Origin of the sequence: Pseudoruminococcus massiliensis (assembly GCF_900291955.1) — a bacterium.
GTDB classification, from domain to species: Bacteria; Bacillota; Clostridia; order Oscillospirales; family Acutalibacteraceae; genus Pseudoruminococcus; species Pseudoruminococcus massiliensis.
The window spans coordinates 103,354-126,830 of sequence record NZ_OLMR01000006.1; the positions used below are offsets into that span (position 1 = coordinate 103,354).

26 protein-coding genes are annotated in these 23,477 nt (G+C 37.0%); 5 read left to right on the forward strand and 21 right to left on the reverse strand.

Annotation, left to right across the window (positions count from 1 at the left end; translation table 11 throughout):
- Window positions 1–285: 285 nt before the first annotated feature.
- From C9914_RS08640 to coaBC, 12 genes are all read right to left on the reverse strand, one after another.
- Entirely contained in the window at window positions 286–861 is a 576-nt protein-coding gene (locus tag C9914_RS08640; protein ID WP_022263903.1) for a stage III sporulation protein AG, read from the reverse strand.
- Between the two features lie 68 nt (window positions 862–929).
- Entirely contained in the window at window positions 930–1,388 is a 459-nt protein-coding gene (locus C9914_RS08645; protein ID WP_106764795.1) for a hypothetical protein, read from the reverse strand.
- Window positions 1,385–2,518, reverse strand: coding sequence for a stage III sporulation protein AE (locus C9914_RS08650; RefSeq protein ID WP_158707382.1), 1,134 nt, complete (start codon window positions 2,516–2,518; stop codon window positions 1,385–1,387). The genes C9914_RS08645 and C9914_RS08650 overlap by 4 nt, the downstream gene beginning before the upstream one ends.
- Window positions 2,519–2,685: 167 nt before the next feature.
- On the reverse strand, window positions 2,686–3,078 hold the full coding sequence (locus tag C9914_RS08655; protein ID WP_022263906.1) for a stage III sporulation AC/AD family protein: 393 nt from the start codon (window positions 3,076–3,078) through the stop codon (window positions 2,686–2,688).
- 2 nt (window positions 3,079–3,080) lie between these two features.
- Entirely contained in the window at window positions 3,081–3,275 is a 195-nt protein-coding gene (spoIIIAC, locus tag C9914_RS08660; RefSeq protein ID WP_022263907.1) for a stage III sporulation protein AC, read from the reverse strand.
- A 20-nt stretch (window positions 3,276–3,295) separates the two neighbouring features.
- A complete protein-coding gene (locus C9914_RS08665; RefSeq protein ID WP_106764799.1) occupies window positions 3,296–3,805 on the reverse strand; it encodes a stage III sporulation protein AB in 510 nt (169 codons plus the stop codon).
- Window positions 3,802–4,734 carry a stage III sporulation protein AA gene (locus tag C9914_RS08670; protein ID WP_106764801.1) on the reverse strand — a complete coding sequence of 311 codons (933 nt, stop codon included), beginning with the start codon at window positions 4,732–4,734 and terminating at the stop codon, window positions 3,802–3,804. Before C9914_RS08670 ends, C9914_RS08665 begins: the two co-directional genes overlap by 4 nt.
- Window positions 4,735–5,145: 411 nt before the next feature.
- Window positions 5,146–5,850: a DUF6062 family protein gene (locus tag C9914_RS08675; protein ID WP_106764803.1), complete on the reverse strand. Its 705-nt coding sequence runs from the start codon at window positions 5,848–5,850 to the stop codon at window positions 5,146–5,148.
- A complete protein-coding gene (locus C9914_RS08680; RefSeq protein WP_106764805.1) occupies window positions 5,847–6,656 on the reverse strand; it encodes an amidohydrolase family protein in 810 nt (269 codons plus the stop codon). Before C9914_RS08680 ends, C9914_RS08675 begins: the two co-directional genes overlap by 4 nt.
- Window positions 6,657–6,658: 2 nt before the next feature.
- On the reverse strand, window positions 6,659–7,063 hold the full coding sequence (locus C9914_RS08685) for a hypothetical protein (RefSeq protein WP_022263912.1): 405 nt from the start codon (window positions 7,061–7,063) through the stop codon (window positions 6,659–6,661).
- 89 nt (window positions 7,064–7,152) lie between these two features.
- Window positions 7,153–7,605, reverse strand: a complete 453-nt coding sequence (locus C9914_RS08690) for a DUF3916 domain-containing protein (protein WP_158707383.1) — start codon at window positions 7,603–7,605, stop codon at window positions 7,153–7,155.
- A 67-nt stretch (window positions 7,606–7,672) separates the two neighbouring features.
- Complete coding sequence (coaBC, locus tag C9914_RS08695) at window positions 7,673–8,866, reverse strand: bifunctional phosphopantothenoylcysteine decarboxylase/phosphopantothenate--cysteine ligase CoaBC (RefSeq protein WP_106764809.1); 1,194 nt, start codon at window positions 8,864–8,866, stop codon at window positions 7,673–7,675.
- A 452-nt stretch (window positions 8,867–9,318) separates the two neighbouring features.
- On the opposite strand from coaBC, the gene C9914_RS08700 reads away from it, so the two are divergent.
- The 5 genes from C9914_RS08700 (at window position 9,319) to C9914_RS08720 (ending at window position 13,089) form a co-directional block, all read left to right on the forward strand.
- The gene (locus C9914_RS08700) at window positions 9,319–10,071 is read left to right on the forward strand and encodes a tRNA1(Val) (adenine(37)-N6)-methyltransferase (protein WP_106764811.1); all 753 of its coding nucleotides are present in this window, start codon (window positions 9,319–9,321) and stop codon (window positions 10,069–10,071) included.
- Between the two features lie 19 nt (window positions 10,072–10,090).
- A complete protein-coding gene (gene rsmI, locus C9914_RS08705) occupies window positions 10,091–10,912 on the forward strand; it encodes a 16S rRNA (cytidine(1402)-2'-O)-methyltransferase (protein WP_106764813.1) in 822 nt (273 codons plus the stop codon).
- Between the two features lie 38 nt (window positions 10,913–10,950).
- Window positions 10,951–11,544, forward strand: a complete 594-nt coding sequence (locus tag C9914_RS08710) for a Maf family protein (RefSeq protein ID WP_106764815.1) — start codon at window positions 10,951–10,953, stop codon at window positions 11,542–11,544.
- Window positions 11,545–11,582: 38 nt separating this feature from the next.
- Window positions 11,583–12,779, forward strand: a complete 1,197-nt coding sequence (locus tag C9914_RS08715) for an acyltransferase (RefSeq protein WP_106764817.1) — start codon at window positions 11,583–11,585, stop codon at window positions 12,777–12,779.
- 139 nt (window positions 12,780–12,918) lie between these two features.
- On the forward strand, window positions 12,919–13,089 hold the full coding sequence (locus C9914_RS08720) for a DUF362 domain-containing protein (protein WP_022263918.1): 171 nt from the start codon (window positions 12,919–12,921) through the stop codon (window positions 13,087–13,089).
- A gap of 173 nt (window positions 13,090–13,262) precedes the next feature.
- On the opposite strand, the gene argF is transcribed toward C9914_RS08720, so the two are convergent.
- The 9 genes from argF to C9914_RS08765 form a co-directional block, all read right to left on the reverse strand.
- Complete coding sequence (gene argF, locus C9914_RS08725; protein ID WP_022263919.1) at window positions 13,263–14,174, reverse strand: ornithine carbamoyltransferase; 912 nt, start codon at window positions 14,172–14,174, stop codon at window positions 13,263–13,265.
- Window positions 14,175–14,214: 40 nt separating this feature from the next.
- Window positions 14,215–15,393 (reverse strand): aspartate aminotransferase family protein, encoded by a 1,179-nt coding sequence (locus tag C9914_RS08730; protein WP_106764819.1) that lies wholly within the window; start codon window positions 15,391–15,393, stop codon window positions 14,215–14,217.
- A gap of 35 nt (window positions 15,394–15,428) precedes the next feature.
- A complete protein-coding gene (argB, locus tag C9914_RS08735; protein ID WP_022263921.1) occupies window positions 15,429–16,289 on the reverse strand; it encodes an acetylglutamate kinase in 861 nt (286 codons plus the stop codon).
- Between the two features lie 15 nt (window positions 16,290–16,304).
- Window positions 16,305–17,525: a bifunctional glutamate N-acetyltransferase/amino-acid acetyltransferase ArgJ gene (argJ, locus tag C9914_RS08740; protein ID WP_106764821.1), complete on the reverse strand. Its 1,221-nt coding sequence runs from the start codon at window positions 17,523–17,525 to the stop codon at window positions 16,305–16,307.
- Between the two features lie 37 nt (window positions 17,526–17,562).
- Complete coding sequence (argC, locus tag C9914_RS08745; protein WP_106764823.1) at window positions 17,563–18,600, reverse strand: N-acetyl-gamma-glutamyl-phosphate reductase; 1,038 nt, start codon at window positions 18,598–18,600, stop codon at window positions 17,563–17,565.
- A 21-nt stretch (window positions 18,601–18,621) separates the two neighbouring features.
- The gene (locus C9914_RS08750; protein ID WP_106764825.1) at window positions 18,622–18,981 is read right to left on the reverse strand and encodes a DUF7716 domain-containing protein; all 360 of its coding nucleotides are present in this window, start codon (window positions 18,979–18,981) and stop codon (window positions 18,622–18,624) included.
- Between the two features lie 22 nt (window positions 18,982–19,003).
- Window positions 19,004–20,374, reverse strand: coding sequence for an argininosuccinate lyase (gene argH, locus C9914_RS08755; protein WP_106764827.1), 1,371 nt, complete (start codon window positions 20,372–20,374; stop codon window positions 19,004–19,006).
- Window positions 20,375–20,549: 175 nt separating this feature from the next.
- Window positions 20,550–21,773, reverse strand: coding sequence for an argininosuccinate synthase (locus tag C9914_RS08760; protein WP_022263926.1), 1,224 nt, complete (start codon window positions 21,771–21,773; stop codon window positions 20,550–20,552).
- A 750-nt stretch (window positions 21,774–22,523) separates the two neighbouring features.
- Window positions 22,524–23,138 (reverse strand): metal-dependent hydrolase, encoded by a 615-nt coding sequence (locus tag C9914_RS08765; RefSeq protein WP_158707384.1) that lies wholly within the window; start codon window positions 23,136–23,138, stop codon window positions 22,524–22,526.
- Window positions 23,139–23,477 lie beyond the last annotated feature (339 nt).

A 23,477-nucleotide genomic window follows, 5' to 3' on the forward strand; every position in this document is an offset into this window, starting at 1 on the left:
ATACAAGATTGCTAAGAAAGATATTAATCAACAAGGGGGCGGACAAAGTCCGCCCTCAAGAGTAAGAGATGTTAAGGGCTTTGCCCTTAAAACCCATGAGGGACTCCGTCCCTCAACCCTGCGAGCCTTTAAAAAGGCTCGAGCGAAACTTTTAAGTGTCTTTGGAAAGTTGGTAAACTATTCGGTAGTTTCCTCGACCGTGGCAATATAAGTTAATTTAGAATATCGAGTGAGGCTTGCCAAACGATTACGCATCTTGTAAGTGTTTTAGAAAAGTTGGGTAATTTATCGGCTCGCCGATTTCTGAACTGAAACTCTTGATGACGCCACACCTAAGACCGTTCGCACACTATCTATAATATTTTGTTTCACAATAGCAGAATCCGCTCCCTCACAAACCACAAGAACACCTTTAATCTTTGGCATAATCTCTGTAACCTTAATCGGTTCTTCGGTGCTGTTCTTCCCCCTGATTACTACAGTTGAAGATTTATTGCTATATTGAGAATTTTCGCCATCAGATTTATTATTTGTGTCTATATCAGTCTGATAAACACTTTCAATTTCTCTATCTATTGTAATAAGAATATTTGTCTTTCCTGCACCATTGATATTTGAGATAATCTTTGACAAATCTTCCTCAAGCTTTTTTGCATAATCATCAGCCGTAATCTTCGTTTCAGAAACAGGAGTATCTGTTTCTTCTGTTTTTTTACCCATAAAGCTTGAAAGAAATATCAGAGCTATTCCAAGTATGCCAGCGAAGATTATCAGATTTTTAAGATTATTACCCGAAAAAATTGATTTTGCGGTCAATTTTTTTTCTTCTTTTGTTTCCTCTTTTATATCTTCGTTTTCCATAAATCTCATTCCTTTTTTGCTTTTTAACATAATAACATTTTGCTTATGAAATTTAGTGCCGAATTATGTTACTCATTGATAAGACATTCAAGGCCTAATTCATCAGCAATTTTACTTCTTATTTTTTCAGAAAGTTCTAAGTCTTTTGCTGAGATTTTAAGTCTTACCTTTATCATATTTATGCAGTTGTCCTCATCAATATCCATATCAATAAGAATTTCTTCTGCTTCAACAGAAATCTCAGACAGCTTATTCTTAACAAGCTCCGCCATACTTTTTTTAACATATTCAACAGATTGTTCGTTGGCAACCTCAATATTAGATGAACTAATATCCTCTATCGGTGGAACTGCACTAAAGTCGAGGTCAATTTCAGAAAGCGGAACTATTACTGCACAAAGCATAAATCCACCAAAAACAAATCTAAGTATTCCGTTCATTCTTGAGGACGGTGCCAGAAGCTCCAGAACTCCACATATAACTGCTGCTATACAAATCACTACTGCCCAAGATGAAATAGCTGTCACGAACCTGCACCCCCTATAATCAGAATAAGTACTGTCGAAAGAATAAATACTGTCATAACGCAAAGCAAAACCGCCGTAATTGTTGAAACAACCTTTGACACTGAACGCAGTAGTTTGCAAACGCTGTCGGTGCCGAGAATATCCCCTATTGATGCGGATATATTAAGCGAGAATATCCAAAGTAAACATCTGATAAGTACAGGCAGAAACATAAAGGCTATCCCGAAAATCATAAATACACCAGAACCAGATTTAAGCAGTTTTAAACCTCCACGAACAGATGCAAGTGATTCACCCAAAGCTCCTCCGACAACCGGCACAAATGAGCTTACTGCAAATTTTAATGCTCTTCCGCCCGCTCCATCTGCCCTTGTAGTTATTACACTCTGAAAGGTAAGAACGCTAACGAAAACCGACATACAAAAGGTCATTGTCCATTTGCAAATCTTATAAAGCATATCACAAAGTGAAGATAATCTCATTCTTGGAGAAATTGACGACATAACCGAAACACCCAGAAATATGTTAAGTAAAGGGAGAAATAAATTTGCCGAAAGTGCTGAAATCGTCTGTGCCGCTGTCATCATAGCAGTACAATAAGATGTACCTGAAATAGCTTCACCTGCTGAAAGCATCAGTCCTCCCATAATGGGAATATAGAGCGTCATAAAACCACAAGCACCCTTTATTATTTCACAGGTTTCCTGTATCACTCCACAAAGTGGAACTACAATACAAGCAACAACACAAAGTGTTCCAACAGTAGAACCGACACCACCCATACTGCTTACAAGCGAAACCTTAAAGCTTTCAACAAGTGAACAAAGAATGATTATTCCAATACATACTGGTATAGCACCAAAAGGTGAAGTTGCTTCATTTAGAGCAATATTTGTTATTTCACCAAAAACATCTGAAATACTCACCGAGGATAATATGCTTGTTTCAGAAGATGTAATTCCTGCATTTTCGAGAGCCTTCTGTGTTTCTTCAGGAAGCTGACCAAATAATTCTGCTGCACCGCTTGAGTTATATTGTTCGGAATAAAGCTCCTCCTCAGTAGCATTTACACTAAAAGAAAACACTATTAATAATAAGAAAATAAAGAAAAAAATTCTTTTAAACATCATATTAAAACTTTCCTTAAAATAATAAACTATAACCAATTCACAGAATCGATTTATATTCATACAATTTAAGACTATTATTCGGGCGAACACAGTTCGCCCCTACATCTTTGCTTACCCACTTGATAAATACTTCATCTACCACAGCAAATTTTTTAATTGATTTTTCATTACCCCTGATTTATCAAACCCACTGCTACACTTATAAGCTTTTCAAACATCGGCATTGCTATTATTAAAATTGCGGCTCTGCCTGCCAGCTCAACTCTTGAAGCAAGCGAACTTTGTCCAGAATCTCTGCAACAATCCCCAGCGAACTGACATAGAAAGCATATTCCAACAGTTTTAAGCAATATACTTCCATATTCAGAAACAGCCCCCGCAGAATTTATAAGAATTTGCAATTCCTCTATAACAGGCAGAACCTTTGAAATAATAGCTGTAAATATAAGAACTCCTGCACCAATCGCAAGAATAGTCGAAATTTCGGGAGTATGTTTCTTTATGGAAAGTGCAGAAATTGAAGCAAAAATTCCTATAAAGCAAATACTTACTATATCCATAACTAAAACCCGAAAAGCGTTTCTATTTCAGTAAAGAGTGTTGCAATCTCTTTAACAAGCATTAGCAAAACCACTATCAAGCCTGCAAGCGTTGTCATCATAGCTTGCTCTTCCCTTCCTGAGCGGCTCAGAACGAGGCTCAACACAGCTACGATTATTCCTATTGCAGCTATTTTAAAGATAAAATCAACATTCATTTTTATCCTCCTTTTTATTTTTAAAGAATGATAAGAGAAACTGTTATTCCACCGAAAATTCCAAGCGTTCTATATAGCTTTCCTTTTTGTGTAAGCTCTGTGCGAGCTTTTTCGAGTCTATCTTCAATCAAAGCAATGTTCAAATCTATGTGGCTAATCTCACCATCAATATCTCTCTTTCCAAAATCTGTTCCAAAATCGGATATAAGCTCCTTATCTGCTTTAGAAAGTCTATACTTTCTAAACGCAGAATTAACTGCCCGCTCCCAAGAAATTTTCGCATTAGATTTATTCTTAATATTGCGGGTAAATTCTGCTGTCATAAAATCAAGCGGTTCATAGCCTGAATCATTCTTAAAAAGTTCACGAATATCACAGGCTGAAAGTCTTATTCTTGTTTTTGTTTCACTCAAAAGAGAGATATATTTTTCAAGAAATTCTGTTCGTGATTTAAGCCTTAATGACGCATTTATGCCAGCAAGACCTCCAGTAACAGATATAAGAAAAAGTCCTATCAGCTTTAAAATCATTTTGCACCTCGCAATCTGATAAGTTCCTTAATCTTACCAACATTTTCTCTTGAATCAAGTATAACAATCGTTTTAAAAGCACCTGTTCCGATAAGAGCCTTGCCTTGATTTCTTGAAAGCAATTCGTGATAATTTTCTGCGTGTATAGTAGCAATTATACTCACACCAGCATTTATACCCTGCTCAATTGCTTGCATATCACTTGATGCTCCAATCTCATCACATATAATTGCTTCTGGTGAAAGAGTTCTCAAAGCTTGCATAATTCCATCAGCTTTTGAATAACCATTAAGAATATCTGCAAGTCCCAAATCATTTTTTGAAATTCCTGCATATGTACCAGAAAGTTCACTTCTTTCATCAACAACGCTTGTACGCATAATCCGACAATCTATCCCGAGTGAAATTCTTCTTGCAAGGTCACGCAAAATAGTTGTCTTTCCTGAACACGGCATACCTACTATCAATAACCCCCCGTCAAGCTTTCCAACCCTTCGCAAAAGTTCTTCAGAAGCATTGGGAATTTCTCTTGCAATTCTTATATTCAATGAGGAAATATCCCGAACGGAATTTATCTCTCCATGAATAGAAACTGCTGTTCCACAGATTCCTACACGATGACCACTGCCCATTGTTACAAAGCCGTTTTTAATCTCATTTTGATGGCTATAAACAGAATAGCAACAAATATTCTGAAATGTAGTAACAATATCCTCCATACTTGCCACAAGAGAATTTTTGTAGTTTTCAGATAAAGTAAATTTATTATCTACAAATAAAGTATCATTGCCAACAGATAATGCAAGTGGTTTTTCCGCTCGAACACGAATTTCCTGAACTTTAGCTTTAAGCTCGTTTGGAAGCTTGTAAACCGCTTTATATAGCCTATCACTCAAAGCACGAGAAGCTTCATTAAAGCGTTCACTCATAATTCTCATTCCTTTCAATTGCTTGTCCTTTTAAGAAAATATATGACTTCGAAAACAAAAATAGAACTTCTTAGCTAACCAATTTTCCTAAAAAAATTAAAAGTTTCGCTCGAGCCTTTTTAAAGGCTCGCAGGGTTGAGGGACGGAGTCCCTCATGGGTTTTAAGGGCAACGCCCTTAACATCTCTTGCCCTCTAATGGGCGAACAAAGTTCGCCCATTTTTGACTAATATTGCTGACAAAAGAAAAAAGCGGCGGATAAAATCCGCCGCTCAAAGAGCAAAGAATGTTAAGAGCTTCGCCCTTAAAACCCACCAAAGGCTCTGCCTTTGGAAACCGCAAGCTTTTGAAAAAGCTTGAGCAAAACTTTTAATTTTCTTTAGGAAAGTGCATTAGCTAATTGCTAATTAGTTCACGCTTCTTCATCGTGTGTTGGCTCAAATCTTTCAGCAGTCAAGAACTCAATCGAGCGTTCTATACTATCACGAGAATTGCCCCAATCACCCTCTGCATTTCTATAATCATACATTTTGCAAAAATGCGATACATCACCTTGAAGTTCCTCAAGATAACCTCCGGCAAGCCTCGCTGTTTCCTCATAAAAAGGTACAACACCTCTGCCCATTGCCTTTGTCGCCCCACTCATAAGTGCCGTATAATGCTCAAGACATATAAATTTCTGTTCAGAATATAACTGCTTGAATTCTGGATTCTGCTCCCACATCGCATAAACAATTCTATACATATTATCCATATTCATATTCACACGATTGCAAACAAAACAATCGTGTGTGAGCTTATCAAGATTAGCAAGAACCTTTTTATCAGGCTTACCCTTAACAGTTTTTGGCATAAGTTCTTCTGAAATTTTAAGCAAATGACTTTCAAGAATAAGTGCATTAGAAAGTCTGCTACCTACTTTGAGCATCATTTTGAAGTGCCTATTGCAAAATCCTTGTTCATTAGTAGTGACACGAACATCAGGCTCCATCATAGCCGCACCTGTAACATACTCTGCCATTCTAAGCTCGAGCATATCTCTCATTCTACAAAACGGACAACCGTCTTTAGGAGCGAACACATCATTTATTGGTATACTGCAAATATCCTCTTTCACTTGCTTTCCTCCTCTGTATTTAAAACTTTAAGAGCATTTTTTCTGAATATCAATTCATATTCATTTTGAGAAAGCTCCATTTTTTCGAGCATTTCTATATCATCGAAAGAATTCCACATAGGATAGTCTGTGCCAAATAACATTCTTTCAGCACCATATGCCTTAATTAATTCCTTACTTCTACGCTGACCTAAATACATCATAGAGCTTGAAGTATCAAGATAGCAGTTCTTATTCTCAAGATATTGCAAGGCTAAATCCCAAAGTGACCAACCACCGAAATGTGCAGCAATAACTGTTAGCTTTGGAAAAGCATCAAGAACCTTTGCAAGTCTTTCTGGTCGTGAATACTGAAAACGATAATCTCCGCAATGCATAAGTATAGGCAATCTGCCCTCAAGCATTTCATAAAGCCTCATAGCCTTATCGCTATCCATAAGAAAACGCTGTGAATCCGGGTGAAGCTTTATTCCTTTTAAACCGAGAGATATACAGCGTTCGATTTCTTCTTCGGGATTTTCCATATCGGGGTGAAGCGTACCTAAGCCAAAAAGTATATCTGGATTTTCTGAACACTTCTTAGCAATAAAATTATTTATACTTTGTACTGTTTTAGGAGTAACAGCAACAGACTGAACTGCAAATTGAGTCACACCCGATTTTTTACCATCTTCAATAAGCTGTTCAAGAGTTCCATTATAATCCATTTTTATTCCATAACCGTCAGAAACACTTTGAGTTGCTCTTTCGGCGATATTTTCAGGGTATATATGTGCGTGAAAATTTATAATATTATTAAATGACATATTTATCCTTCTTTAAAGCTTTTTACTATCCATTTACCATCCTGATATTCCCACTCAATAGTACATTTTACATTATCACAGCCAACAATAGCTGCACCTGTATCTGAATTTGTAATTGTATAGGAATATGTAGTAGTTGCAGAATTTATTCTCCATTCCGTTGAAGGATATGAAAAATCTTGCTTTATAGCCTTAACATTAGTTGAGCTTGCTTTATTAAGCCAATCTAATTGCTTATATGTATAAAGATTAAGCACTCCTTCATATTTTTCTGGTAGAACATTTTCATGCTTCCATGAAGACTCAACAAGCTCCTTTGTCATCTGTGAAATATAAAAACTAAAACCAAAATAAGTGACCACACCAATTAGCACCAAACCAATTATAATTCCTATCAATTTTTTCATAAGTAATCGCCCTTTCTTTTAATATTTAGTAGCATTATTATATTCCAACACAAAATAAAAGTAAACAGGCATTTCGACATTTTCCGAAACTATATAGAAGGTAATTCTCCATAAAACCATAATTCATCTTTAAATATGAAATCCTCATCTACAATTTTTTCGTAGTATCCATATTCACTAAGTGAGGTTTTTATATTTCGTTTTCTGATAAATGAAATATTATCAGAAATTGGAGTCCAATATTGATATGGTTCTGTTCGATTCCAAAATTCACTCCAGTATTTTTCGTCATAGAAAATAATAATTTTAGAATTCCATAGATTAGGAACTGATAATACAGAAGTAACCTTGCAAAATTTAATATTTGAAGGTTTATTTGCAATAAAATGTTCTGTGGTTTCGAGCCATTTTCTACAAAATTCTGTTTTTACATTTCCGCTTGTACATCTATGCTCAATAAACATATCGCTTGGAACACTAAATTCCTCAAATTCTCCGACAATTCTTTCAAATGGAGTAAATCTGTCTATTGCCTTAAACATAGATTTTAATTTTCTATATTGTCCTCTTTGCTTTTTTCGTTCCATAAACATACTATATTTAAAAAATTCAGCCTTTCATAGCTATAAGTTTTGTCAATATCTCATCTGCAACAGCATCTTTTGAAAGCAAGCCAAGAGAAGTTTCGTCATTCTCAGTAATAATAGTTACTATATTAGTATCTACACCAAAGCCCGCACCCTTATCACTTATTGAATTAGCGACTATCATATCAGCATTTTTCTTTTTAAGCTTTTTGCGTGAATTTTCAATAAGATTTTCGGTTTCCATAGAGAAACCACATATAAGCTGACCTTCACGCTTAGACTCACCCAAGCTTTTAAGAATATCCTTAGTGCGTACAAGCTCTATTGTCATATCTCCATCATTTTTCTTTATTTTCTGTTCGGCAACAATCTTTGGCGTATAGTCTGCAACAGCCGCCGCCTTTATTATAATATCCTGCTTATACGCACAAGCTCTTACTGCATTATACATATCCTCTGCACTTTTCACCTTGATTACATCAACAAAATTCGGAAGTTCACACTCGGTCTTTCCTGCAATGAGTGTAACCTTTGCACCTCTCAGCATAGCTCTTTTTGCAAGAGCCGCTCCCATTTTTCCCGTTGAATGATTTGTAATATATCTCACAGGGTCTAGGCTTTCACAGGTTGCTCCTGCCGTAACAAGAACTCTCATTCCGTCCATATCGTGTGGAAGTGCTATTGTTTTAAGTATATAATCAAATAAAAGTGATTCATTAGGAAGTCTGCCATTGCCAATATCACCATTTGCAAGCATACCTGATTCAGGCGGAATTTCCTCATAACCATAGTGCTTTAGCTTTTGTATGTTATCAAATGTAATCGGATTACTATACATATTAGTATTCATAGCAGGTGCTATAATCTTAGGACAGTTACAAGCGAGAGCCGTTGTAGTGAGCATATCGTCTGCGATTCCGCAAGCAAGCTTTGCAATTACATTTGCTGTTGCAGGAGCGATTATAAGCAAATCGGCCTTTTTTGCAAGAGAAACATGCTCAACGCTATATTCAAAATTTTTATCAAAGGTATCAACTATGCACTTATGCTTCGTGAGTGTTTCAAAGGTAAATGGAGTTATAAACTCACAGGCATTTTTAGTCATAATAACATGAACCTCTGCCCCAGCTTTTATCAGCATACGAGCGAGATTCGGCATTTTATAGGCGGCAATTCCACCGCTCACACCGAGAAGTACGGTTTTTCCTTTTAGCATTATAATCCTTCTCTCCACAAAAATTATTTTTTAAAAAATCTTTTTAAGACGGCGAGCCGCCACTCCCAAAACGCAGTGCTTGACCGCACAGGACAATATGCGGAATCGTTCGGCAAGCATCACTCGACATTCTTACTTGTCTTATATTGTCGCATTTGTTGAAACCACCGAATTTTGCTAACCAAACTTTCCCAAGACACTTAAAAGTTTTGCTCAAGCTTTTTCAAAAGCTTGCGGATTCCAAAGGTGGGGCCTTCGGTGGGTTTTAAGAACTCTATTTCTCTAACAATTATAAGCAAAAGCTAAAACAATGTCAAATTATCAGCTCTCAAGCTGAACTTTAAGCAATATAACAATTTACATATTGATGTAAATGTGATAAAATTAAAATATATGTCAATATTTAGCTTATTATGTTGAATATTGAATTTTGCACGAAAAGTGGTGATTAAATGCTTTTAGACGGTGAAAAATTTGAACCTCTCGGAAGTGGTATTGAAGTTATTGTTTCAAAAAGACATATTTTTTGGACAGATACCATTCTGCTTGCAAACTTCGCAAAGCCTAAAAAATCAGACCTTGCCTGTGACCTCGGCTGTGGCTGTGGAACTATACCACTGATTTGGTGCAGAGAGTCTGCAACCACGCCTGAAAATATTCTCGGCGTAGAGATTCAGCAAGAAGCCTATGATATGGCTTGCCGCAGTGTTGAGCATAATAAGCTTAAAGATAAAATTAATATAATTAATGCTGATTTACGAAATCTAAATGGAATCACACCCTTTGGCATATATAATCTTGTTGTGTGCAATCCTCCATATAAAGCTGAGGGTACGGGGATAGTAAATCCCGATAGTTCCCTTAAAGCTGCAAGGCACGAAAGCGAATGTACCATCGACGATATAACCGCCTGTGCGTCAAAGCTTTTGCAGTTTGGCGGAAGATTCTGCATATGTCAGCGACCTGAGCGCCTTCCGGATATAACAGAGGCTATGCGTAAATATAACATTGAACCTAAACGACTGCGTTTCGTTCAGCTTAATACGAAAAAAACTCCTAAGTTGCTTTTGATTGAAGGCAGACGAGGAGGAAATAAAGGCGGATTAAAGCTTGAACCTACGCTCCTGCTTGAAGATGATTTTGGAAATTGCAGTCAAGAAATGCTCGAAATCTATGGCTCATTTGCACATGGCCATCAAAAATAATTTTAATATAAGGTGAATTATGAACGGAAAATTATATGTAGTCGGTACGCCAATAGGCAATCTTTCAGATTTTTCTCCCCGTGCAATAGAAACCCTCAGAAATGTAGATTTCATTGCGGCAGAAGATACGAGAGTTACTCTCAAGCTACTAAATAAGTTTGAAATTAAAACCCCTATGATAAGCTATCATGAGCATAATATGCGTGAGCGTGGCGAGTTTGTCTGCGAGAGAATTGAAAACGGAGAAAATTGTGCCATAGTAACAGACGCAGGAATGCCTGCAGTTTCGGACCCAGGCGAAAAACTTGTTATGCAGTGTGCAGAAAGAGGAATTGAAGTAAGCGTTGTTCCAGGACCTACGGCAATGGCATCTGCTCTTGCAATTTCAGGGCTTCCAACAGGTAGATTTACTTTTGAAGGCTTCCTCAGTATGAATAAAAAAAGTCGTCACGAGCATTTGCTTTCATTGCGTAATGAGCATAGAACTATGGTATTCTATGAAGCTCCACACAAGCTTAGTGCAACTTTAAAGGATATGGCTCAAACTTTTGGTAATCGTAGAGTTTCTATTGTTCGTGAGCTTACTAAGGTTCACGAGGAGGTCATTCGTACAACCTTACCAGAAGCCTATGAAAAATATGGTGACGGTTCATTAAAGGGTGAAATCGTTCTTGTAATAGAGGGTGCTCCTATCATAGAAGAAAAAGAAATGACTCTTGAGGACGCAGTAAGCTTTGCAAATGAGCTTATGGAGAGCGGTTCTAAGCCATCAGAAGCAGCTAAAAAAGCTTCTGAACTTTCAGGTATAAAAAAAGCTGATATTTATAAAGAGATAGTATAATTATGGTTCAGGGGGTAAACTTTTTAGGAGGAAATTTTATGAATGTTATTTTAGCATCGTCTTCTCCGAGAAGGCGTGAGATTATGAGTATTCTTACAGATGATTTTATTTGTATTCCACCTGATATAAATGAAATCGCACCATCAGATATTGAGCTTGAGCTTAAGCCTCAGTATATCGCAACTCAAAAAGCAAAATATATATCTAAAGGTCATCGTGACGCTATGGTAATAGGCTGTGACACTTCAGTTATAATTGATGGCAAAATTCTTAATAAGCCTGTAAATACTGAGCATGCAAGGCGTATGCTCAGATTGCTTTCAGGCAATACACATAAGGTTATAACTGGTTGTTGCATAAATTACAGAGGCTTAGAGCGTTGCTTTAGTGTTTCGACCGAGGTTGAGTTTTTTGAGTTAACTGAAAACGAAATAGAAAGCTATGTCAATACAACTGAACCCTATGATAAAGCTGGTGGTTATGGAATACAAAGTCATGGTGCTTTATTTGTAAAAGGAATTAACGGCGATTACTACAATGTTGTTGGTATGCCAATCTCAAGAATTGCACGAGAAGCAAGTGAACTTCTCATGGAATATGAAAAGCAAACAGAGCAAAAAAACAAAAGATAAATCTAAATCTCAATTTAAAATATGACTGGAGGAATTTTATGCAAAAAGTACAGAGAAAATCAGGCATAGAGCTTTTAAGAATTATCTGTATGCTTATGATTATCGTACTTCACGTCTATACATACGGAGGGCTTAATCAGCTTTCTAACGCCCAAGGTGGAAGATTTGAAGTAATGAGCGATTTTATGTGGTCCTTTTTCAGAACACCTGTTAATGTTTTTATGATTATCACTGGTTACTTTATGAGTAAAGATGTTCTTGATTTTAAAAAAAGCTATCGACGCATACCAAAGGTATATGTTACGATGCTGTTTTATTCTATTTTGCTTACAGTCTTATCATTTATAATTTATAGTAATAATGGTTTTTCTCCGAGCGAAACAGCAAATAACCTTACTTCTGCTGATAAGCTTGAAATAGCTACTATAAATAAACTTTCCGGACGCTTTGCAGTTTATTCCATTATTAAAATGTTCTTTCCTTTACTTTCAAAGCAATGGTATTTTTTAACAAACTATGTTATAATTTTGCTTCTCTCACCTTTCATAAATAAAGTTCTTGTTGAAATTGATAAAAAGCAATTTAAAATTCTTCTTGGACTTCTTTTCGTATTTCTATCAATCTATCCAACAATTTCAACTATGGGCGGCTTAAAAGAGATATTCTCTACTAATAAAGTTCTACCTATTGAATATGGAAAATCTATGATTTCTTTCTTATTTATGTTTATTATTGGAGCTTATCTAAAACGCTTTGTCAAAGATGATGAAAAGCTTCACTTTAAATATCTTGGCTATTTTGTAGGTCTTTGCATAATAGATTTTTCGCTCTATTATTTCCTTGGCAATGTTACATTCAATAAAGTAGGATTTTATAATGCTTCAGTTTTCGGACAATTCTCAAATCCATTTGTCATACTCGAATCTGTTTCTATATTCCTATTTTTCAGAGGCTTTCAGTTTAAATCAAGAATAATCAACTACATTGCTGGAACAACTATTGGAATATATGCTATTCATGAACACCCACTTATAAGAAGCTTTATCTGGTCACACAATGAACTTGGCGACCCAAATCTCTATAATAATTTCTTAGGAATAATGTTCGTAATAGCAACAATTTTTAAAATATTCATAATCTGTTCAGTAATAGATATGGCAAGACAAGGACTTTTTTCAGGTGTAACAAAATTAGTGCAAAAATTCAAAAAGAATACCACATCTGAGGAAGCCTGAATATTTGTGCATATGTTGTGATATATACCAAGTTAGCTATCACTAATTATATGAATTTTATGTAAATTTCTGAAAAATACTTGATTTTTAAAAATTTTATGATAAAATATAGGTATCATTATTAAGGAGGTTATTTTCTATGGCATATGTAATTTCTGACGATTGCATCGCTTGTGGTGCTTGTGCAGCTGAATGTCCTTGTGAGGCTATCTCTGAGGGTGACGGCAAATATGTAATAGATGCTGATGCTTGTGCTGGCTGTGGCTCTTGTGCAAGTGTATGTCCTGTAGGAGCTCCTCAGGAAGCTTAAGCAAAAATTTAAAGCTTAATACTTATATAACCGCTGTTGTAATAACAGTGGTTTTTTTTATAATAATTTTGAAAAGCCTTGAGCGAATTTTTTAATTTTTATCATTATATTGTTATATAAAAATAGACAGTGCCAAAAAGGTACTGTCTATTAAAATATTTTTTAATGAATTTTTATTTATCTGTAAGGCACTTTACGATAACTGCCTTCTGTGCGTGAAGTCTGTTCTCTGCCTCATCAAAGATTTCAGCTGCATGAGCTTCAAATACATCAGCAGAAATTTCTTCGCCTCTGTGTGCAGGTAAGCAATGTTGTACAATAGCATCGGGCTTTGCATAGCTCATAAGTTCTTCATCAATGCAGTAGCCTGCAAATGCCTTCTTGCGTTTCTCAGCTTCGCCCTCTTGCCCCATAGATGCCCATACATCTGTGATAACAACATCTGCACCGACAACAGCCTTCTTAGGCTCTCTTACCATTTCGAACTTATCACCAAAGCCCTTTGCAAACTCAAGCACAAGTGGGTCAGGCTCATAGCCCTCAGGACAAGCTACTGAAATAGACATTTCCATCTTCAAAGCACCAACAATAAGTGAATTCATCATATTATTGCCGTCACCGATAAACGCCATTTTCTGTCCTGCGAGTTTGCCCTTATACTCACGAATAGTCATAAGGTCAGCAAGAATCTGACAAGGGTGGCAGAAGTCTGTCAAGCCATTGATTATAGGAATAGAGCCATATTTTGCCAAATCCTCAACCTCAGACTGCTTGAATGTACGAATCATAATACCGTCAAGATAGCGTGAAAGCACTCTTGCTGTATCCTGAACAGGCTCACCTCTGCCAATCTGCATATCATTTGCAGAAAGGAAGATTGGAAGTCCGCCGAGCTGATACATACCAACCTCAAAGGATACTCTTGTTCTTGTGGAAGCCTTTTCAAAGATAAGACCGAGAGTCTTGCCCTTAAGATACTTATGTTCGATATTGTGCTTTTGCTCATATTTAAGCTGGTCTGCAAGATTAAGAATTTCGCAGATTTCCTCGTGAGAGAGGTCGAGCATTTTTAAAAGATGTTTCATTGGATTTGCCTCCTTATTATAACATTTTAAATTATTTTAATTACACTTCTGAAAGAACCTCATTTAGAATTGCTAAGCCCTTATCAATTTCTTCATAGCTGATATTAAGCGGTGGAAGAAGTCTTAAAAGAGTCTTTGCGGTAAGAATGAGCAAGCCCTTTTCAACACAGCGGTTTGCAAGAACCTTTGCTTCACCCTTTTCGAGAACTATGCCTATCATCATACCAAGTCCACGAACCTCTTTGACATTTGGCATTGAACTAAGCTTTTCTTTGATATAAGCACCCTTTTCGGATACTTCCTTCAAAAATTCTTTTGTAGCCACTCTGCTGAGAACCTCAAGAGAAGCTGCACATGCAACAGGATTTCCGCCAAAGGTTGTGCCATGAGTACCAGCACTGAGAACACCAGAAAGCTTTTCACTGCATATGCAAGCACCGAATGGAAGTCCTCCGCCAAGACCCTTAGCAGTTGTTATTATGTCAGGAGTTACACCATATTGTTCATAACAATAGAATGTTCCTGTTCTTGCAACACCTGTCTGAACTTCATCAATCATAAGCAAAATATCATTATCCTGACAAATTTTTGCTGTTTCCCAGACAAAAGGCTTTTGCAATGGATTAACTCCGCCCTCGCCCTGAATAAGCTCTATAAAAACAGCACAAACAGTATCGTCAATAAGATTACGCAAGCTTTCTATATTATTTGCTTCAGCGTATTCAAAACCTTCAGTAAATGGGAAAAAGTAGTTATGAAAAACATCTTGTCCAGTTGCGGCAAGAGTTGTAACAGTTCTGCCGTGGAATGAATTTACAAGAGTAATAATCTTGTTTCGTTTACCGCTGTATTTTTCAAAGGCATACTTTCTTGCAACCTTAATTGCACATTCGTTTGCTTCTGCACCTGAATTACAGAAAAATACTTTAGATAAGCCTGTAAGCTCAACAAGCTTTTTAGCTACTTCAACTTGAAGCGGATTGTAGTAAAGATTAGACATATGCTGAATCTTGCCAGCCTGTTCAGAAATAGCCTTAACAAGTCCGTCATCACTATATCCAAGGCAGTTTACACCTATTCCGCTTGTGAAATCTATATATTCCTTGCCGTCAACATCTTTTGCAACAGCGCCCTTACCCTCTACCAATGCTACTGGAAATCTTCCGTAGGTCGGCATAAGATATTCTGCTTCTTCTTTTTTAATTTCTTCAAAGGTCATTTACATTACCTCCTCTTTCATCAACAAAGATGAAATCAATAAAACATTGTTCCGATACCCTCATCAGAGAAAAGCTCTATAAGAATTGAGTGAGCAATTCGACCGTCAATAATATGAGCTCGTTTAACTCCTCGTCTTACAGCTTCTACACAGCAATCTATCTTTGGAATCATACCACCCGAAATAATTCCCTCACGCTTTAATGACGGAACATCGCTGACATTTACAACAGGGATAAGAGTTTCTTCGTCGTCCTTATCACGCAAAAGTCCACGAATATCTGTCATAAGAATGAGTTTTGCTGCACCGAGCTTTGCTGCAATCTGGGCGGCTGCAAGGTCAGCATTAATATTAAATACATCTCCGTTATAACCGCCTGCAACTGTTGCAAGAATAGGTATATAGCCATTATGTATGGTATCCTCGATAACCTCTGTATTAACCTCTGTGATTTCGCCGACATAGCCTAAATCTTCAGAAGCTATAAGCTTTTCAGCCATCAACATTCTGCCGTCAAGACCACAAAGTCCCATTGCCTTACCGCCATGCTGTTCAAGAAGCTGTACAAGGCTCTTATTAACCTTGCCTGCAAGAACCATTTGCACAATATCTATGGTTTCCTTATCTGTTACACGCAAACCATTTGCAAATCTGCTTTCCTTGCCAGTTTTCTTGAGCATTTCGCTGATTTCAGGACCACCACCATGAACCAAAACAACATTAACTCCGACAAGCTGCATAAGAACTATATCGCTCATAACAGCATCTTTGAGTTCAGGTGTTACCATAGCGTTTCCGCCGTATTTTACAACAATAGTCTGACCTGAATATTTCTGAATATATGGCAAAGCCTGTATTAAAACCTGGGCTCTGTCCGCATTTGAAATTTTATACATATTTCCGCAACCTCTTTAGCTTCTGTAATCACCGTTAATCTTAACATATTCATATGTCAAATCACAGCCGTATGCTTCAGCAACACCGTTGCCGTCATTAAGCTCAACAACAATGTCAATCTCGTCCTCTGTAAGAACTGTCTTTGCAATTTCCTCAGAAAAGTCTATGCCCGCACCATTCTTGCAAACATCAACCTTACCAGCCTTTGATGCAAAGCTGACATCAACCTTGTTAATATCAACATCACAGCCAGAATAGCCAATAGCGCAAAGAACTCTGCCCCAGTTTGCATCTGAACCAAACATAGCCGCTTTTAGAAGGCTCGAACAAACAACGCTCTTTGCAACGCCCTTTGCATCTTTTTCGGTCTTTGCACCACTTACCTTACAGACAAGAAGCTTAGAAGCACCCTCGCCGTCCTTAGCCATTTCTTTAGAAAGCTTTCTGCAAAGAATTGTGAGAGCCTCAACAAAAATGTTGTAATCCTCATTCTGCTCTGTAATTTCAGCATTTCCTGCAAGACCCGAAGCCATAACAGCAAGCGTATCATTTGTTGATGTATCACCATCAACACTTACCATATTAAAGGACTTATCAGCAACAGTTTTTACAGCAATTTTAAGCATATCAGCAGAAATTGCAGCATCTGTGGTTATAAAGCAAAGCATCGTTGCCATATTGGGGTGAATCATACCGCTGCCCTTTGCTATACCGCCGATATAAACCGTCTTTCCGCCAATTTCAGCCTCGACAGCGTATTCCTTCTTAACGAGGTCAGTTGTCATAATAGCCTCGGCAGCATTTGTTGCACCCTCCTTAGAAAGTGCAGAAACAAGCTCAGGAATAGAATTAGCAATAGGCTCAATCGGAAGCTTTTGTCCGATAACACCTGTTGAGCCTACGATAACATCTTTTTCATCAATATTAAGAGCCTTTGCAACCAAAGCACAGGTTTTTTCAGCAACCGCTACACCGTCAGAATTACAAGTATTTGCGTTTCCGCTGTTGCATATAACTGCTTGAGCAGTACCGTTTTCAAGGTTAGCTCTTGTTACAAGGATAGGGGCGCTCTTCACAAGATTAGTTGTATAGATTGCGGCAGCTGTGCAAGGCTTTTCACAATATATAAGAGCGAGGTCACGCTTATTCTTATTCTTTCTTATACCACAATGTACACCAGAAGCTACAAAGCCCTTAGGAGCTGTTACAGAACCGTCGACAAACTTAATTGACATTTTTCATCATCCCTTAAAAAATCAATATATTTATAGCTTAGAATGCAGGAGGAACTATTACAAGTCCTGTTTTTTCGTCCAAGCCGAAAATTATGTTCATATTCTGAATTGCCTGACCAGCCGCACCCTTAACCATATTGTCTATGGCTGAAGTAACTATGAGAGTATTTGTGCGAGAGTCGATATGAATTGAAATATCGCAGAAATTAGAATACTTTATGTTATGAATATCAGCATAAGCACCGTCAGGAAGAACCCTTACAAAGTATTCGTCCTTGTAGAAATCTTCATATGCCTTGCGGATTTGTTCCTTTGTTACACCCTCATTAAGACGAGCATAACAAGTAGAAAGTATTCCTCTGTTTACTGGAAGAAGATGAGGTACAAAAGTAATTGTAACCTTTTCACCTGAAAGCTTAGATAAAGTTTGCTCAATCTCAGGAGTGTGTCTGTGAGCACCAGCCTTATATGCGTGGAAACCTTCATTGAGTTCAGGATAGTGGTTAGCCTGTGAAAGACCTCTTCCCGCACCAGTTACACCAGATTTTGAGTCGATTATGATTCCTGCTGTTGAAACAAGCTTATTTAAAATCGCAGGAGCAAGTGCAAGCGGAGCACCTGTTGTATAGCAGCCAGGGTTAGCAATAATCTTGCTGTCCTTAACATTATCTCTGAAAAGCTCAGGTATACAATAAACGGCTTTTTTATGAAGCTCCTTATCAAGAAATTCACCGTTATACCATTCCTTGTATTCGTCCTCGCTCTCAAGACGGAAATCTGCTCCAAGGTCGATAAAAGCCTTTCCAGCCTTATCACAAGTTGCTGCAAGCTCTTGTGAAAGTCCATGTGGAAGTGCTGCAAAAATAACATCAGATTTTTCTACAACCTCATCTGCATTTTTGCATTCCATATCGCATAAGCACCTGTATGACGGATAAACCTCAGAAAGCTTTTTTCCCTCAAAGCTAACAGAGCTTATTGCGGAAATTTCTACATTTGGGTGTGTTGTCAAAAGGCGTACAAGCTCTGCACCAGCATAGCCTGTCGCACCGATAATTCCTGCCTTTATTTTCATTATCAATATCCCCTATTAAACTTAAAATTCCATAAATGCAATATTATCAAAATAGTAATTAACTGCATCTATAAGCTGTTCAACTGTTAAATCACTTCTTTGGCTAAGTGAATTTGCGATTACATCTTGAAGTGCCTCGCAGGTTGTGACACACTTCATCTGATGCTTAACAGCATATTCAGGAAGAATTTCTTCTCCTGTTTCATCGTCATAATCAGGATAATCAAAGACATAGCATTCAGTATCTGGCTCAAGCTTTTCTTCGACAGTGTATATACACCAATCATCATCTTCAATAAGCTTTTCATCGCCAAATTCAAGGTATATATTTTTCATATCTTCAATAATATCCTTAAATAAACAGCTTTTATCTTTTATCATAAAATTTCCTCCGCAAAAGCAATCAAGCAATTATTTCTCTTACACGCTTAACCTGAACCTTTACATTTTCAGGAGCAGGACCGCCAAGCACCTTTCTGCCGTTTACGCAGTTTTCGAGAGAAATTGCATCATAAACACCCTCATCAAAGGTATCACAGATTTTCTTGTATTCCTCGATAGGAAGTGTTTCAAGTGTTAAGCCCTTTTCTATGCAAAGAGCAACAAGTGTACCAGTTGCCTTATAAGCATCGCGGAAAGGAAGTCCCTTTTTAACAAGATAGTCTGCACAATCTGTTGCATTTATAAAACCGTGTGCAGCAGCCTTACGCATATTTTCAGGAATAGTTTTCATTGTTTCTATCATTGGAGTAAAGGCTGTAAGGCACATCTTAACTGTATCAACAGCATCAAATATAGCCTCCTTATCTTCCTGCATATCCTTGTTATAAGCAAGTGCAATACCCTTCATAACTGTAAGCAAGGTCATAAGGTCACCAAAAACTCTTCCTGATTTTCCACGAACCAACTCTGCTATATCAGGGTTTTTCTTCTGCGGCATAATACTTGAACCTGTTGAAAATGCGTCATCAAGTTCAACAAACTTAAATTCCCAACTGCACCACATAATAATCTCCTCAGAAAAACGAGAGAGATGAACCATTATAATAGAAAGTGCAGATGCAAGCTCCATACAGAAATCCCTATCAGATACGCCATCAAGGCTGTTCTGAGAAATTCTGTCAAATTCAAGCAAGCGAGCTGTTATAGTTCTGTCTATCGGATATGTAGTAGTAGCTAAAGCACCACTTCCGAGTGGCATTTCGTCCATACGACCATAAGCCGACTCAAGTCTGCTAATATCTCGGAGAAGCATTTCTGCATAAGCCATAAGATGATGTCCGAAAGTAATCGGCTGTGCTCTCTGAAGATGAGTATATCCAGGCATAACAACAGACGCATTTTCTTCTGCCTTATCGCAAATAACCTTTACAAGCTCTTTTACCATAGAAACCAAATTTTTAGTTTCCTTTTTGAGATAAAGTCTTATATCAACTGCAACCTGGTCATTTCTGCTTCTTGCTGTATGAAGTCTTTTACCTGTACTGCCCAATCTTTCAGTAAGTTCACCCTCAATAAAGGTATGAATATCTTCCGCGTTAGGGTCAATCTCAAGCTTGCCACTTTCTATGTCAGCAAGGATTCCCTTTAAGCCCTCAATAATGAGTTCAGATTCCTTTTTATCAATTATTCCGACCTCACCAATCATCTCAGCATGGGCAATACTACCCTCTATATCCTCTTTATACATTCTGCTATCGAATGAGATTGATGAATTAAAGTCATTCGTTTTTTTATCTATTTCTTTAGAAAAGCGTCCTGCCCACAGCTTCATATCATATTCTCCTTGACTTATATAAAATAACATTCGGGCGAATACCGCATTTTATCCAAAAATACGGTACACGCCCAAACAGAAAATTTATTTTGCGACGGATTTCCGCATAAAATTTATGCTCTTAGCGAATAAATTATTTCTTAAAATATTCGTAATAAATCAGCCAACCGCATTATTTATCGTAACGGAAGCCCTTCTTGCCCTGAACCTTGATTGGAAGTCCGAAGAGGTTGATGAAACCTGCACTATCCTTCTGGTCATAAACTTCATCTTCATCAAATGTTGCAATATCCTCATCATAGAGTGAATATGGAGATGTAACACCTGCGTCAATGATATTGCCCTTATAAAGCTTAAGCTTAACATCACCTGTTACCTGCTCTTGTGTTGAATCAACAAAAGCTGAAAGAGCCTTTCTAAGTGGTGTATACCACTGACCGAAATAAACAAGTTCTGCAAAACGAAGTGCAACATTCTGCTTGTAGTGATATGTATCTCTATCAAGAGTAAGCTCCTCAAGCTTGTTGTGTGCGTGGTAAAGAATTGTTCCGCCTGGAGTTTCATAAACACCACGAGACTTCATACCAACAAGTCTGTTTTCAACAAGGTCAACGATACCGATACCATTTGCACCGCCGAGTTCGTTAAGCTTCTTAACAAGTTCAACAGCACCCATCTCTACGCCGTCGATAGCTGTAGGAATACCCTTTTCAAAATGGATTGTTACATAGGTTGGCTTATCAGGAGCCTGCTCCGGAGAAACTCCAAGCTCAAGGAAGCCTTCCTTATTATACATTGGCTCATTTGCAGGATTCTCGAGGTCAAGACCTTCGTGAGAAATATGCCAAATGTTTCTATCCTTAGAATAGTTTGTTTCTCTTGTAATCTTAAGAGGAATGTTGTGTGCCTCAGCATAGTCGATTTCCTCATCACGAGATTTAAGGTCCCACTCTCTCCAAGGAGCGATAATCTTCATATCAGGAGCGAAAGCCTTAATAGCGAGTTCAAAACGAACCTGGTCATTACCCTTACCTGTACAGCCATGGCAAATAGCGTCTGCACCCTCTGCAAGAGCGATTTCTACAATTCTCTTTGCAATGATAGGACGAGCAAATGATGTACCGAGGAGGTACTTATTCTCATAAACTGCACCAGCCTTAACTGTTGGGAAAACATAGTCCTCGATAAATTCCTTATTAAGGTCCTCGATATAAAGCTTAGAAGCACCTGTTTTTTTAGCCTTTTCTTCAAGACCTTCAAGCTCTGTTGCTTGTCCTACATCACCAGAAACAGCGATAACTTCGCAGTTATCATAATTCTCCTTGAGCCAAGGAATGATGATAGAAGTATCAAGACCGCCTGAATATGCCAAAACTACCTTTTTTATATCACCCATTTTATGTAACCTCCAAAATTATATTTGCACTATTTAGTGCGAAAGCCTTGTGGCTTTAGAACTTTGATAAGTATATTATACACTCTTTATGCAAAAAAGCAAGCTTTTTATTGCATATTTATTCGGGAATTTTAAAAATTTTTCTTCATTTTATTTTAAAAGCAATATTTTATACATAAATGCCACATATAAAAATCTCTGTAAGGTTTATAACTAAGCCGGTTTCTTAGTTAAAAAGCCCATAAGAAGGCTTTAAATTCATATATTGTCATAAATTAAGAACAATTTTTTTCAATAAGCAATCCAAACTAATATTAGTCAGAAATTTATCTCTTTTTGCAGAAATATTCATAGCACACAGCGATAATTTCCCGTAAAAAAAGCCGTAAAGTGAGCTTTTACGGGCTTTTTAAGTATTATACAGCTATGCAAGTTTATACATAAAATCCATCTCAAAATTATACCACAATAAAATTTCACTAAAACGAAAATATCCTGCCTTTTCAGACAGACTATTGTTTGAGTTATAATTTATTTTCATCATTAAATTTATCACCAGTAAAAGTATCTCCTTGCTACTGCAACATATATATTCAAGACTATCTATAATAATGCTCTATTGCGTTAGTACATTTGGAAATAAATTATTTTTTCTCTTAAAAGCGTTTACTTCAAACGATAGTATTACCATTTAATAATTTCTATAATATTAGAAATGGCTATACCTCTCTATTGGGGTATAGCCATTTTTCATATGTGAAAGAAAATTCTAACTAAACATATCGTAATTTGAATAACTGCCAATGCACTTCCTATAACAAAGAACAAATTGTTTGCCAATCCTTGCGCATGAAAAAGCTTCAATGCAACTCCACATTTAAACGGATATAATAGTCTTACCTTTTCAAAGTTAAACATATCTATTATAATATGTGATGCAAAACTTATTGCAAAATATGGAATCAAATCCTGCCAAACCATTCCTATAGATGCTGTAAGCAAGACCAACGCCAAGATAGAGTGCATAAATGAGCGGTGTGGTTGTTGCTTTCCAAAGGCACAAATTGCTATAAATAAAATTGCACCTATTGCAATTCTTGCATAGCTACTGTCGCTTATAATCTGTTTAACAATTTCTGCATTCCAAATTTGTTCAGCCGCAAATACTGCAACAACAATTAATACCACCACTGCGATGATTCTATTTGCATATTTATGTGAACCAGATGTATCTACATCAATATCAGATATTAAAGCTCCCATACCTCCGATACCAACTGCAAGTATTACATCTTGAACTGTCTTTGGCTGAGTAAATATCAGGCTTGAGGCAACACCCACCGCAAAATGTGTTTTTCCTAACAACTTACAATTTCCTCCCTTTTTCGTTAAAATATGACTTTATTATACAAATTTTTCAATGCTTGTGCAATAGTAGTAAGAATATATTCTTCTTTAATAGAAAAACACCAATTTAAATTTGATTCTATAAAAATTAAAAATTTCACTCAAGCCTTTATTTTAACAGCGAAACACTTTATTTATTTAATTTTGATTTATCAGTAGCAACTTTTCTTTCTTAGCGTATAATGTAGTATAACAAATGAAAGGAGAGAAACGAACAATGTGTGGTAACTTCTTAGGTAACAACAACAGCTGCTGCTGGATTATCATCCTTATCCTTTTGGTTAGCTGCTGTGGAAA